This window comes from Paenibacillus cookii (genome assembly GCF_018333375.1).
Taxonomy (GTDB): domain Bacteria; phylum Bacillota; class Bacilli; order Paenibacillales; family Paenibacillaceae; genus Paenibacillus_AQ; species Paenibacillus_AQ cookii.
The window spans coordinates 16,552-29,265 of sequence record NZ_BORW01000030.1; the positions used below are offsets into that span (position 1 = coordinate 16,552).

Below are 12,714 nucleotides of genomic sequence, written 5' to 3' on the forward strand. Positions count from 1 at the left end.
GGAGTATTATGGAAACGTTATCAGTAGTTCTACATACCTATATCATCGTTAAGAGGGGAGAAAAGTTAAATCATGCAGCCATCCCATCGGCAGGCAAGCAGCCAAGCCCGGACGAGCAGTACGCCTGCCGGGAAACAGGGCCGTGGTCCTGTTGCCGGCAATCAGAAGCAAGCACCGCAGGCCGGCAGGCCGATCCCCGCAACCAAAAAGAAAAAGCCCCCCAAGGACAGGCTGGGGCAAGCGGTCGTTTCGCTCATCTTTGGGATTTTCGGGATTCTCATGTTTATCATGTCGTTGTTTGCGATGGATTTAGGATCCGGATACGAGGCTCCAGCCGGCGCCATGTTCATGATGCTCTTGTCTTTTATCGTCAGCCTGATCGGTTTTGTGCTTGGAATCCGGGCCAGCGATCGCCAAGCGGCAGGGGGATGGCCATCGCAGGCATCACCTTAACGGCGATTCCCGTTGCGCTGATGACGATCACGATCATTTTGGTCTTTGCGATCATGTATGTCGGGAGTCAGGCCACGATTGGTTAAAAAGGATGTCCTCACGGGTGTTTCTTGAAGACTCCTTCAAAACAAAGGGGCCGTTCGGCCCCTTCCTCAAAACGCTGCACTCGTCCCGGAAAAGGCTCGGCGGACTACGCGGAGACTTTCCGGGCGATCAATTTCGTCATGGCGTGCTGGTGCGGAACGCCCGATGAATTGCAGTCGAATACGACTTCGGAGCTTTCATGCAGGAACCAGTCGCGGTAATGTCCGATTAATTCGCCGGAATGCCATTTGTGGGCATTCGTCTCTTTTTCCGGAGGCGGGGCAATAAAGGGTTTATGGACGAAAACGTTAAAAACATGCAATCCGTTTTCGTTGGTGAATCTCTTGTAATTATCGAAAATTTCATCCCGGAAGTCCGGTTTGATATAATGCAGCACGCCGCTTGAGTATAAAACGTCGAAACCGGAATCCAACCGGAAATCCATTATATCGGCCTTAAACACGTTGACGTGGACGCCGGTTTTTTCGGCGAGCCTTTTCGTTTTGGAGATTCCGGCATCCGTAATGTCGAATGCGGTGACGTCGTAGCCGTTTCTCGCAAAAAACACCGCGTCTTTCCCTTCGCCGCACCCGATGTCGAGCAGCTTCAAGCGCCTGGTCGGAGGCATGAGCTGCAGGACCTGATAACATGCGCTGTTCGGTTCCAGACCCCAAATGTAATCCGGCGTTTTGTATTCCTCTTCATAAACCGTAACCGCCTTGTCGTAAGAAAGGTAGCCCAGAAGCTTGTCGATGCCGACCTGCAACGTTGCGGACAACTGGGGCAGCAGGGAAAGCTCGGGCAACGACTGCGCATTTTCCCATTTGGATACGGCTTGAAAGGAGAGGCCAAGCCGTGCGGCCAGCTCCTCTTGCGTTAATCCCCGTTCTTTCCGGTATCTAACGATGTTTCTCGCCAAAGTTTCTTTCAACATATGTCACGCTCCTTTATGTACCACATTGTAGCGGCGGGCATTGGAGCGGACAATAACTTTGAAATTGACTTTTTCCCCGGTTCAACCGCCGGTTGAGCCAGCCAGCCCCAAAAGCTCATTTCGAGGCGCTCACCACCCGGTTCCGGCCTTCCCTTTTCGCTTGGTATAACACATGGTCGACCGATTGGAACAGCTCGCTGATCAGGGTCATGGAGCCCGGGATCAAATCGAGCGGGAAACGATCGACGGACAACAGCCCGATGCTTACCGTCACGGATAATGCGTTTTTCAGGCCGGGCACCATCATTTTATTCGCTTCAACGGCCGCACGAATCCGCTCGGCCAGCTCCAGCGCCGCTTCCGAACCGGTAAAGGGGAGATAGACGATGAACTCTTCGCCGCCGAAGCGGGCCAAAATATCGGTATCCCTAAGGGTTTGCTTTATGACGTTGACCGTGCTGCAGATGACCTCATCCCCGGTCAAGTGCCCGTACCGGTCGTTGATCAGCTTAAAAAAGTCGATGTCCAACAACAGGATGGAAAAGGGGATATGCCGTTCGATATGATTTCTGACTTCTTGCTCTAATTGCTGGGTTATGTAATTTCGATTGAAGCAGCCGGTCAGGCCGTCCGTAATTGCCATTTGCTGAAGCTTCTGATTCGTGAGGTGCAGCTCCTGCTGCATCTCGCTTAACGTTTGATTGCGTTCCTGCAGGATCTCGTTTTGCTTTGCCGTTTCTTCGATGAGCTGGCGCAGACGGCTTCGGTCCTGGAAAGTTATGATCCGTCCGACGCGCGTCCCGCCAACGACGATGGGCGAAACATGGATATGAACATGACGCCTGTCGCCCTTTTCGTATAAAACGTCGATTTCCGGGCTCTCGAGCGGATCGTTTTTGTATTTTGCAATGAACGTGCCCGACGTGCCGGTGCCTGCATCCGGCAAAATAGCCGCGATTTCAAACCGGTCGCCGATGTGCAAATCCAAAAAGGCAGGCAGCGAACGGTTCGTCTCCACGATGATTTCGTTATCGTCCAGAACCAGGATGCCCAGATTGATGGTATTGATAATGTCTTGGTGGGCGATTTTCAGCAAATCAAAAACCTTGTCCCGATGTATGGCGACGATAAAAAAGACAGCCGAAAGCAAAATGCCCGCCGACGTCAGCCCGGGAATGACCATGGAGGAAACGCGAAAGACGACGTTCACCAAAATATCCGCGCCAATAAACGCCATGACGACGACCATTCCGCGGAGTACTTGCGTGACCTGTTTTTTGATCCGGTCTGCCCGGCTGGCCGACAATGCGGAATGAATCACCCACAGCGAAACGACCCCGTACCCGATCAGCACCAAAGACGTCAGCCAAAAAAGCGGTCCGTAACTACGTTCGGCGTATTGGCCGTGCAGCGGCTGCACGAACATCCCGTTCGGATTCGAGATGACGATGGCTGCGGCAAGACATGCCGGAAGGGCGATCAGCACGGGAAGTCCTTTGCGGGCGGGCAGCGTCCTTTTCGTCAGCAGAAGGGTAAAAAACAGCCACCCCACCGCCAGCAGCGCCAGATCCACGAAAGCGATCTTCACGTATAATAGTTGGAGCCTCGGGGAATCCGTCACCTGGATGGCGAATTGGCAAAGCGGCCATAACGTCATGAAGAAATGAAACATGAGATAAACCTTATGCAGGACGGTGATCGTGACGGAAATAAATACATACGCAAGCAAAGCCAATAAAAGGATGCAAACGATTAAATCGATCCATGCCATCACACGATGTACACCTCGAATGTGTTAAAGTAAAGTCGACTCATTCATTCTAACACGGAAAAAGATAAACGAACAAAATATTTCAGGATAAGAAAATTTTAGATAAGGAGGCGCTAGACCGGCCTTCTTTCAGGCGTACGGGGAGACCGACGAAGAGACGAAGCTGTTGGCGCGGCTCATCGGGGTGTTTAAAAAAACGCGCCAAACCGGGCAGCGTTTTTTTGGCTTTTAGGAAAATCAGATTATGCTGAATCTAGTTTGAATGGCCTAATCTACTCAAATATGAAGCAGCTGAAGGGTGAACTTCCACCGCTTTATGTTACTTTTGCAACTACTTTAGGGGAAGGATTGCTTGTTATAATAAAGATTGTGTCCCATTTTTTGGAAACCTGCCGTTTCATGCGCATATCCCTATAAAAAATGTTTGTGGAATGAGGTAATTTTTCGTGACAATGATAGGCATCGATTTAGGAACAACGAACAGCCTTGCGGCCTGCTGGACGGAGGGCGGACCTGTGATTATTCCGAACGTGCTCGGCGAGCGGCTAACGCCGTCCATCGTCAGCGTGGACGAAAACGGGGAAATTTTGGTCGGGCAAATCGCCAAGGAACGGCTGATTACCCACCCCGAGCTGACGGCCGCGGCGTTCAAAAGATATATGGGGACGGAAAAGGTGTTCCGTCTCGGCAGATATTCTTTTTCGCCGGAAGAACTTTCTTCTTTTGTCGTCAAAGCTTTGAAGGCGGATGCCGAAGCCTATCTCGGACAAGAGGTGACGGAGGTGGTCATCAGCGTTCCAGCGTATTTCAACGATACCCAGCGCAAGGCGACGAAGCGGGCCGCGGAAATCGCCGGGCTGAAGGTGGAGCGGCTGATCAGCGAGCCTACGGCCGCCGCCATCGCGTACGGGCTGCATCAACAGCAGTCGGAAACGAAGTTTCTCGTATTTGACCTGGGCGGAGGCACGTTTGACGTGTCGATTTTGGAATTTTTCGAGGGCGTCATGGAAGTCCAGTCGATTGCCGGCGACAATTATTTGGGCGGCGAGGATTTTACCGAGCTCCTTGCATCCTGGTTTGCGGAAAGGCACGGCATCGACGTTCATGCCTTGGAAGCGAAGGAACGATCCGCGCTGTTCAAACAAGCGGAAGTATGCAAGCGCGGCATCGGAAACGGTACATACGGGCAAATGAGCTTTACTTGGGACGGGAAGGAATACGAATCGACCATCGACCGGAACGAATTCGAGAAAATCGCCGGCCAGCTGATGCTTCGGCTGCGCCATCCGATCGAACGCGCGCTGCGCGACGCCTCGCTTACGCCGGACGAACTCGATGCGGTCATTTTAATCGGCGGAGCCACGCGTATGCCGGTCATCAAATCGGTCGTCAGCCGCATGTTCGGCAAGCTGCCGTTCAATCAGATCAACCCGGATGAGGCGGTGGCGTTGGGCGCGGCGATCCAGGTGGCCCTCAAGCAGAGGGACGAGGCGCTCAAAGAGGTCGTGCTGACGGACGTATGTCCTTATACGCTTGGCATCGAAACGACGAAGCCGCTGGGCGGCGGCCAATTCGACAGCGGCCATTTCAGCCCGATCATCGAGCGGAACACGCCGATTCCGGTGAGCAAGGTCGAAACCTACAGCACCATCCACGATCAGCAAAAAAGCATTCGCGTCGTGATCTACCAAGGCGAAAGCCGAAAAGTGGACAACAATATCCGCCTTGGCGAGCTGGAGGTCCAGATCCCGGCCGATGAAGCGGGGAACCAGTCGATCGACGTCAGGTTTACGTATGACATCAACGGAATTTTGGAAGTCGAGGTTACCGTGCTGAGCACAGGCCTCAAACAAAGAACCGTCATCGAAAAAAATCCCGGCAAACTGTCGCAAAAGGAAATCGAAGAACGGCTGCAGCAGCTGAAAGACATCAAAATCCATCCCCGCGAACGTGCGGAAAACCGGCTGCTGCTGGCCAAAGGGGAGCGGCTTTACGAGGAATCGCTGGGCGAAAGACGCTCGGAGATCGCGTTTTTGCTGCAAAGATTCGAGCAGGTGCTTGCCTCCCAAAACGAGCAGGACGTCAAAAAGGCGGCGGCGGTCTTAAAGAAACAGCTGGAGGAGCTTGAAAGGTGGCGTGACTATTAATGCAAGTTTGGAATATCCTCGGGATCGAAGCGACGGATGATACCGCCAAGATCAAAAAGGCTTATGCGGCCAAACTGAAGCAGCATCATCCCGAGGACGATCCGGAAGGGTATCAGCGGCTCAGGGAGGCATATGATTTCGCCCTGAAGGAAGCAAAGCGGCACCGGAAACAAGCGGCAAGCGCGGCTTCCGCGGAACCGGAAGGGCTGCGGGAGGAAGACGGGACATCCGCTTTTTTTGAAACGGAGACGGAATTGGAGCAGCACCATAAAGCCTGGCATGGGGAGATGTTCGACCTGGACGAAGACGGACAGGAGGAGGTTGGATCCGCTTCCGAGCCCGAGACCGAAACGACGTACGTTCACCGCCGCGTTGCCGATTTTGGCCAGCCCCTGCCCCGCGAGCAGGCCGATCCGGCGGAATCCTTCATGGAACGGATCGAACGGCTGTACGAGGATTTTCCTTCGCGGATCGATCCGAACCGGTGGATGGAGGAGCTGAATTCCGACGCCATCTGGAACGTAAGCATCCAGTCCAATGTATCCGGCCGGCTGCTTTATTTCATGGATGATCATCATTTTGTGCCCGAAGCCGTTTGGACGATGCTGGAAGGCACTTTTCATTGGAGCGAAATGGCTGCGGAGGATCCGGAAGAGTTCAAGGACGAATTTCCGAACGTATACGCCTATGCGGTGGAGAAACCGTCGCTGCTGCATTTGGGATATTCGGCGCTTTTGCAGGCACAGGATGCCGATGTGGAGGATTTTTTGTGGTTGCGGGAAAAAGGGCTGCTGCTGATGCTGGAACAAGATTACGAGTCGGCGGCGGAGCTGCTTGAAGAAGCGGCAGGCATGTTCGGAGCGGATCCGGATGTCGTCCGGCTGCTCACGGAATGTTACGTGCAGACGGGAGAGCGGGATAAAGCGCTTCAGGCAAGCAGCGAATTGATCCGGCTTCAGCCTGATGAAATTGACGGATACCTGCACCGGGCACGGCTTTGGCTTGATCAAGGCAACCTGAACGAAAGCCTCCAGGACGCAAACCGCATTTTGGAGCGCAACCCGTCCAACAGGTTGGCGCTTTCCATCGCCGGGCGCTGTTACATGAAGCTTGGAGAGCTGGATAAGGCGTACGGCATGTTCAAACGGATCGCGGACGAACAGCCGAACGATATCGAAGCCGTGTTGGCCCTGGCGGACATCGACATGCAAAAGCTGGACGCGCTCAAGGCCCGGCCTGCCGGCGGCAAACAAGCGGAACGGAAAAAGCTGCTGCGGGCGCTGGGCAGCAAACCTCTTGGCCTGCGGCTCAAGCAGGGCGCTTATTTTCTGCTCGCGGGGAAATGGGTCAGCCTGGTCATCCTTATCATTTTGCACCTTTATGCGGCATCCTCTTTTGCGAAGTACACAGGGGAAAGCCTGATCGGTTATTTCGCCCATGCCGATAAACCGCTCGAAATCCGAACGGTGGCTTCCGTCGACGAACTCGGCCGGCTGCCGGCGAAGGTGGACGGCGTTCGTTTCACGCTTGAAAAGGCGCAATATACCGGCGTGGTTCAAGTGACGACGAAGGAAGAGGATGAAGAGGATGAAGGGGATATCAGTTATTTGAAAGAAGAAGAAGCGCAAAAGCAGGGAACGGATTCGGTTATAACCGGATATGTATTTGTGGGCGAGTTGAACGGCAAGCAGTTGATCGTCCTTGCGAATCAAAAGCAGGCCGAACAGATGGGCGGCCGGGGCAAGATCGAGCTGGAAGGAACGGTTCGCGATACGGATGCGGATATCGTCAGCGAATACCAAACATGGAGAAGCCATATGGCCGAAGCCGAAGCGGCCGCGGCGGCATTGCCGGAAAAAGACGAAGCGGACAAAATCAAGAACAGCCTTGAACGAATGAAAAAGGTACAGATGAATCTACCGTTTATGTATCCCAAGCCGGAAACCTACGTCGATGCGGTTAAGACGCCGACAAGCGACGGTCATGTCCGCATCCCCGTAAGGTTTTATATCCTGTTCTTCATTATGGCGTTGTTTTACATCTCCGTCTTTGCCGAAATTCGAAGAATATGGCGTTTTCTGCGTTACAATTAAGGCTTGAAGGGAGGAATGGGCTTGCAGCAGACGATGGAGCTTGCCGGGGCTTTGCAGCCCTATGTCGATGCGATGACGGCGCTGTGCATCGAAGGGCGTTATGCCGACTATCACGTTCAAAACCCGAACAGGGTGTTTTCCAAAACAACGGATACCCGCAATACGTTAAAATTATGGAAAATCGAAAATGCGGACGGATTAAAAGAAGCGCTGGAGTGGTTTTTGGCGGAAGGAATGAGGAAAGAGTTCGCGGATCTGGGCGGTACATTGTCCGTGCTGAAGGCTGAAAAGCGGGCCGGATATATCGAGGAAACGCAGGACCCGGTCCTCAGGCATAAGCTGTCCGTCGCCAACCAATATTTGGGGCGGCTGCCTGCCGGGGGGATCGCGGCGTACGATTGCAGCTGGGGCGTGTTTATCAGCTGTGCCGCGCGGAAAATGGTTTATTTGACCGAACAGGAGCGGTGGGATTATGTCGCCCGATTCGTCGCGCTCGCGAAAGAAAACTATTCGGACTGGAACGATTACACGGCGGGTTTTGCGGCCGGGGCCGCCTATGCTTTCGGGCAAAAAAGAAGCAGCTATATCTCGGACAATCAAGCCGTTTTCGCGAAGCTGCTGCGGTCGCGCTTTAGCCCGTTCCGGAAAGTGCAGCTGAACTAAGCGATCACACATAAAAGAATCCGTTCCCCTTGAAAGGCGGTCTTTGCAGCGCAAAGAGACCTAAACATCGAGGGGCGGGTTCTTTTTTATGTCACGGGCTGAACCCTATGAAACCGCATAGCGAACTATATTACATAAAGTTTTCTCTATAAAACAGGACTAGATTGGAAAACATCGCCATATACATGGTGTTGGACATGCTTGGTGATCCATTTTACGAGTCTGGGCTGCATGGCAGCAACATTTTTATTAGAGGAGGCTGTTTGGATATGGTATATGCTGAACCGGGACAAAACGGATCGAAGGTCACGTTTAAAAAACGCTACGACAATTATATTGGGGGCAGATGGGTTCCTCCCGTTCAAGGCCAATATTTTGAAAACGTTTCGCCGGTCAACAACCGGGTGTTTTGCGAGGTTGCCCGTTCGACGGCGGAAGACATCGAGCTTGCGCTCGACGCTGCGCATGAAGCAAAAACGGCTTGGGGACGGACTTCCGCTTCTGAGCGTGCGAATATGTTAAACCGGATCGCGGACCGGATCGAAGACAACCTGGAGCTGCTTGCGGTGGCCGAAACATGGGATAACGGCAAGCCGGTCCGGGAGACGCTGGCAGCGGATTTGCCGCTTGCGATCGACCATTTCCGTTATTTTGCCGGCTGCATTCGGGCGCAGGAAGGAACGCTCAGCCAAATCGACGATGATACGGTGGCCTATCATTTCCGTGAGCCGCTCGGGGTCGTCGGGCAAATCATCCCGTGGAATTTTCCGCTGCTGATGGCGACTTGGAAGCTTGCGCCCGCGCTTGCGGCAGGCAACTGCGTGGTGCTGAAACCGGCGGAGCAGACGCCAGCTTCGATCATGGTGCTTATGGAGCTGATCGGGGACCTGATCCCGCCGGGCGTCGTCAACGTCGTGAACGGGTTCGGGCTTGAAGCGGGCAAACCGCTTGCATCGAACAGCAGAATCGCCAAGGTTGCTTTTACCGGCGAAACGACGACAGGGCGGCTGATCATGCAGTATGCCTCGCAAAACCTCATCCCGGTGACGCTGGAGCTCGGCGGCAAATCGCCGAATATTTTCTTTGAAGACGTCATGGCCAAGGACGACGCTTTCTTCGATAAAGCGCTTGAGGGCTTTACGTTGTTCGCGCTGAATCAAGGGGAAGTTTGTACCTGTCCGTCCCGCGCATTGATTCAGGAATCCATTTACGATGCGTTCATGGAGCGGGCGCTCAAGCGCGTCGCCTCGATCAAACAAGGCCATCCGCTGGATCCGGCGACCATGATCGGCGCGCAGGTCTCTACCGAACAAATGGAGAAAATCCTCAGCTACATCGACATCGGCAGGCAGGAAGGCGCGGAGTGCCTGATTGGCGGCGGCAGAGCTTCGATCCCCGGGGAGCTTTCGGACGGGTACTATATCCAGCCGACGGTTTTGAAAGGGCAAAACAACATGAGGATTTTCCAGGAGGAAATTTTCGGACCGGTCGTCGCCGTGACGACGTTCAGGGATCGGGAAGAAGCGCTTGCGATCGCAAACGATACGCTTTATGGGCTTGGCGCAGGCGTTTGGACGCGAGACGTCAACACCGCGTACCGGGTCGGACGCGAAATTCAGGCCGGCCGCGTCTGGACGAATTGTTATCATGCGTATCCGGCTCATGCGGCGTTTGGAGGTTATAAGTCGTCCGGCATCGGCCGAGAAAACCATCGGATGATGCTGTCCCATTATCAGCAGACGAAAAACCTGTTAGTCAGCTACAGCCCGAAAGCGCTCGGATTTTTCTGAGCCTGAGGAGCCGAAGATGACGCAAGGGAACAGCGAAGTTCGCAAGGTCGTTGCGACGGAGGCCGCATTGGAACTGATTGAACGGCTTCGCTCGAAACACGGGCCGGTTATGTTCCATCAATCGGGGGGATGCTGCGACGGAAGTTCCCCGATGTGCTTTCCATTAGGCGAATTTATCGTCGGCGACAGCGACGTGCTGATGGGAGAGATCGGGGGCGCTCCTTTTTACATGAGCAAGGCCCAATACGAGTATTGGAAATTTACGCAGCTCATCATTGACGTGGTTCCGGGCCGCGGCGGCATGTTTTCGCTGGAAGGACCGGAGGGGCAAAGATTTCTGACCCGCTCCCGCGTTTTTACCGAAGAGGAGCAGCGAAGATTGAAGCTTTTGTAAAGCGTCGTCAAAGCTTGCAAAGCGCTTGCAATCCATGACTCGGATCCAAGAGGACGAGCGGTCGACAAAAGCGGTTTTCTATGATATGGTTACCGGTAGATAAGGCATTTCGTTCCATGGAACGAAATGCCTTATCCCATATTCGGTTTTAAATGACATTAAATGTATAAAGGGCGGTGATGTGATGGTGCTCGTGCTTCCCCAGCTACGGGGGGCGAAATCCGTAGTCGAATAGACGATTGATTTTGGAGAGCATAAATGACCAATGATAAGAGGAGAGTTGTTAAAATGAAAACATGTTTTCAAGCTCTGCAGCGCACGCCAATGAATCGGACGGGCCTCAAACGTCTACGGAACTCGGGACGGCTGCCCGCGAACGTTTTCGGTTCGGGTGCAAATCCTGTCCATATCCACCTGTCCGCAAGGGAATTCGCAAAATGGATCCGAAGCGGGGGAGACGGTCTGGTCGAGCTGAATCTTGAAAATCATGGACCTATAACCGTTTTTCTGGAAGCGGTGCAACGCGATCCGGTCACGAGGGAATACATTCACGCCGATTTCATCCGCGTCAAGGAAGACGAACAAGCGCAGACGCAAGTCAACGCCGGGTAGACCTCATTTGGTCCTGTCCCGGTCGGGGTTTTTTGAATATAGCAGCACAAGAAGGCCTTCCGTACCGGGGGGCCTTTTTTAAAGAGCTGGAACAAGTCATGGGGGGATGTGGAGATGACGTGGGCCTCGATCAGAGGCGATGCTCAAATTTTGAACAAGGCAACTGCCGCCGGAGCTCTTGGCCCGGATCGTTCAACTATAACCGTTTTCTCCCGCCTGCCGGCAAAAAGGCTATGTTAATCTAAAGGTATGACTACCGGTTACATGAACCGGATCAAAAACCGAGGAGATGGACATGTACAATCAACCAACAGCTTTACGCTCCGTATTGGCTCCCGAATATTTGGAGCATTGCTTGAGCCGCCTATATGATATCGGGCCGTGGAAGCAATGCCTGTTTTGGTTAAGAGGTTTGAATGACACTTACCGGATCGAAACTCCCGACGGGTTTTATATTTTGCCCGTGTACCGTTCCGAAGTCAGTGAAAGCGACGTGAACTTTGAAGTATCTCTGCTAACCGAACTCCGGAGAATGATGGATGCGACAACCCATGTATCAGAGCCTATCCCGAAAAACGATTCCACTTTGTATACCGTTTTGAATGCGCCGGAGGGGGAGCGGATCACGGTCATTTTTCGTTATTTGAAAGGCATTGAACATCCGCTTGATGACGAAGCTTCCTGCTATGCCTTCGGCCGATCGGCCGCTGCCTTGCATGCTGCCATGGATCTGGTCACCATCGCGCAGCCACGGTTTGCGTTAGATACCGATTTTCTTATTCAACAACCGTTAAAACGGATTTGCGAATACATAGGGTTAGAACATCAAGCTGTTCCTTTTTTGCGGGAATTTGCGGTTTCACTACAAAAACGCATCGAAATTGCAGCTGCATCCGGTTTGGATTGGGGGCTGTGCCACGGCGACATGCACGGCAACAATAACGCCTTTCTAGAAGGAGAGCAGTTCACCCATTATGATTTCGAGTGGGCCGCAAAAGGGTGGAGGGCGTATGATCTTGCGCAGGTGAAGGCAAGGAAACGCCAGTCGCCGGAAAAGCAAGATGCCTTATGGAATTCGCTGATGAGAGGTTATCGATCGGTCAGGCATTTCTCAGACGAAGACGAACAAGCCATCGAGTTGTTTATTATGGCAAGGCGGTTTTGGGTGATGGGATTGGATGTCGCCTTTATCCATCAGGATACGGGTGCCCTTGATTATGGCGAAGCATGGCTTAACGGCTTTCTTGAGGAATTCAGTCACGCGGATCATCGGCAAAATATCCGGCAACAAATGATGAATGCTTACATAGTCTTAAAAGAATGACGCAATCACACCGTTAAGGAGCGAGCTAAGTATGCAAGCGGGATTTTGGGTTAGGCTCGGAGCGATGTTGCTGGATGCCCTCATCGTCGGATTGCCTTTGGTCATCCTTTCTTTGCTGATTACCGGCGGAAGACCCTATGAAGAATATGTGACCAATATATTGTCCTTTTTGTATTCATTGCTGGTGCCTGTTTTTTGGGGCGGATATACCGTCGGTAAGCGGATTTGCGGGATCAAAATTAGAAAAGTGCAGGACCATTCCCCGCCCGGGATCGGAACCATGCTGCTGCGCCATGTCGTTGCAGGCATCATCTACGGCCTGACGTTTGGGATCGGCACGATCATTAGCGCGTTCATGGTTGGGCTGCGGGAAGATAAACGATCGATTCACGATTTTATTGCCGGGACGGAAGTCGTGCATGATGATTTTTCGTAGACCGACAATTTTG

The 12,714-nt window shown here is 53.1% G+C and carries 11 protein-coding genes; 9 read left to right on the forward strand and 2 right to left on the reverse strand.

Annotation, left to right across the window (positions count from 1 at the left end; all coding sequences use genetic code 11):
* Positions 1-72: 72 nt before the first annotated feature.
* Positions 73-453: a hypothetical protein gene (locus tag KI367_RS20735; protein WP_212952047.1), complete on the forward strand. Its 381-nt coding sequence runs from the start codon at positions 73-75 to the stop codon at positions 451-453.
* A 190-nt stretch (positions 454-643) separates the two neighbouring features.
* Here KI367_RS20735 and KI367_RS20740 read toward each other — a convergent pair whose 3' ends face one another.
* Together KI367_RS20740 and KI367_RS20745 are read right to left on the reverse strand one after the other, a co-directional pair.
* Complete coding sequence (locus KI367_RS20740) at positions 644-1,468, reverse strand: methyltransferase domain-containing protein (protein ID WP_212952067.1); 825 nt, start codon at positions 1,466-1,468, stop codon at positions 644-646.
* 118 nt (positions 1,469-1,586) lie between these two features.
* Entirely contained in the window at positions 1,587-3,242 is a 1,656-nt protein-coding gene (locus tag KI367_RS20745; protein WP_212952068.1) for a histidine kinase N-terminal 7TM domain-containing diguanylate cyclase, read from the reverse strand.
* 446 nt (positions 3,243-3,688) lie between these two features.
* Between KI367_RS20745 and KI367_RS20750 the strand changes: the two genes are divergently transcribed.
* The 8 genes from KI367_RS20750 to KI367_RS20785 all read left to right on the forward strand — a co-directional run bounded on the left by KI367_RS20750 (position 3,689) and on the right by KI367_RS20785 (position 12,701).
* Positions 3,689-5,389, forward strand: coding sequence for a molecular chaperone HscC (locus KI367_RS20750; protein WP_212952048.1), 1,701 nt, complete (start codon positions 3,689-3,691; stop codon positions 5,387-5,389).
* Positions 5,389-7,482, forward strand: coding sequence for a tetratricopeptide repeat protein (locus KI367_RS20755; protein WP_212952049.1), 2,094 nt, complete (start codon positions 5,389-5,391; stop codon positions 7,480-7,482). Before KI367_RS20750 ends, KI367_RS20755 begins: the two co-directional genes overlap by 1 nt.
* Before the next feature lie 21 nt (positions 7,483-7,503).
* On the forward strand, positions 7,504-8,145 hold the full coding sequence (locus KI367_RS20760; RefSeq protein ID WP_052146998.1) for a DUF1266 domain-containing protein: 642 nt from the start codon (positions 7,504-7,506) through the stop codon (positions 8,143-8,145).
* Between the two features lie 269 nt (positions 8,146-8,414).
* A complete protein-coding gene (gene adh / locus KI367_RS20765; RefSeq protein WP_212952050.1) occupies positions 8,415-9,935 on the forward strand; it encodes an aldehyde dehydrogenase in 1,521 nt (506 codons plus the stop codon).
* 16 nt (positions 9,936-9,951) lie between these two features.
* Entirely contained in the window at positions 9,952-10,329 is a 378-nt protein-coding gene (locus KI367_RS20770) for a DUF779 domain-containing protein (RefSeq protein ID WP_036715029.1), read from the forward strand.
* 288 nt (positions 10,330-10,617) lie between these two features.
* Positions 10,618-10,941, forward strand: coding sequence for a hypothetical protein (locus KI367_RS20775; RefSeq protein WP_052147389.1), 324 nt, complete (start codon positions 10,618-10,620; stop codon positions 10,939-10,941).
* A 295-nt stretch (positions 10,942-11,236) separates the two neighbouring features.
* Positions 11,237-12,265 carry a phosphotransferase enzyme family protein gene (locus tag KI367_RS20780; protein WP_052147388.1) on the forward strand — a complete coding sequence of 343 codons (1,029 nt, stop codon included), beginning with the start codon at positions 11,237-11,239 and terminating at the stop codon, positions 12,263-12,265.
* Positions 12,266-12,296: 31 nt separating this feature from the next.
* Positions 12,297-12,701 (forward strand): RDD family protein, encoded by a 405-nt coding sequence (locus tag KI367_RS20785; RefSeq protein WP_212952051.1) that lies wholly within the window; start codon positions 12,297-12,299, stop codon positions 12,699-12,701.
* The last annotated feature ends 13 nt before the right edge of the window (positions 12,702-12,714 follow it).

Bases quoted from the DNA above. Each gene is read 5' to 3' on its own strand.
- KI367_RS20735 (WP_212952047.1), top strand. From the start codon at position 73: ATGCAGCCATCCCATCGGCAGGCAAGCAGCCAAGCCCGGACGAGCAGT.
- KI367_RS20745 (WP_212952068.1), bottom strand. From the start codon at position 3,242: ATGGCATGGATCGATTTAATCGTTTGCATCCTTTTATTGGCTTTGCTT.
- KI367_RS20755 (WP_212952049.1), top strand. From the start codon at position 5,389: ATGCAAGTTTGGAATATCCTCGGGATCGAAGCGACGGATGATACCGCC.
- adh (WP_212952050.1), top strand. From the start codon at position 8,415: ATGGTATATGCTGAACCGGGACAAAACGGATCGAAGGTCACGTTTAAA.
- KI367_RS20770 (WP_036715029.1), top strand. From the start codon at position 9,952: ATGACGCAAGGGAACAGCGAAGTTCGCAAGGTCGTTGCGACGGAGGCC.
- KI367_RS20775 (WP_052147389.1), top strand. From the start codon at position 10,618: ATGAAAACATGTTTTCAAGCTCTGCAGCGCACGCCAATGAATCGGACG.
- KI367_RS20780 (WP_052147388.1), top strand. From the start codon at position 11,237: ATGTACAATCAACCAACAGCTTTACGCTCCGTATTGGCTCCCGAATAT.
- KI367_RS20785 (WP_212952051.1), top strand. From the start codon at position 12,297: ATGCAAGCGGGATTTTGGGTTAGGCTCGGAGCGATGTTGCTGGATGCC.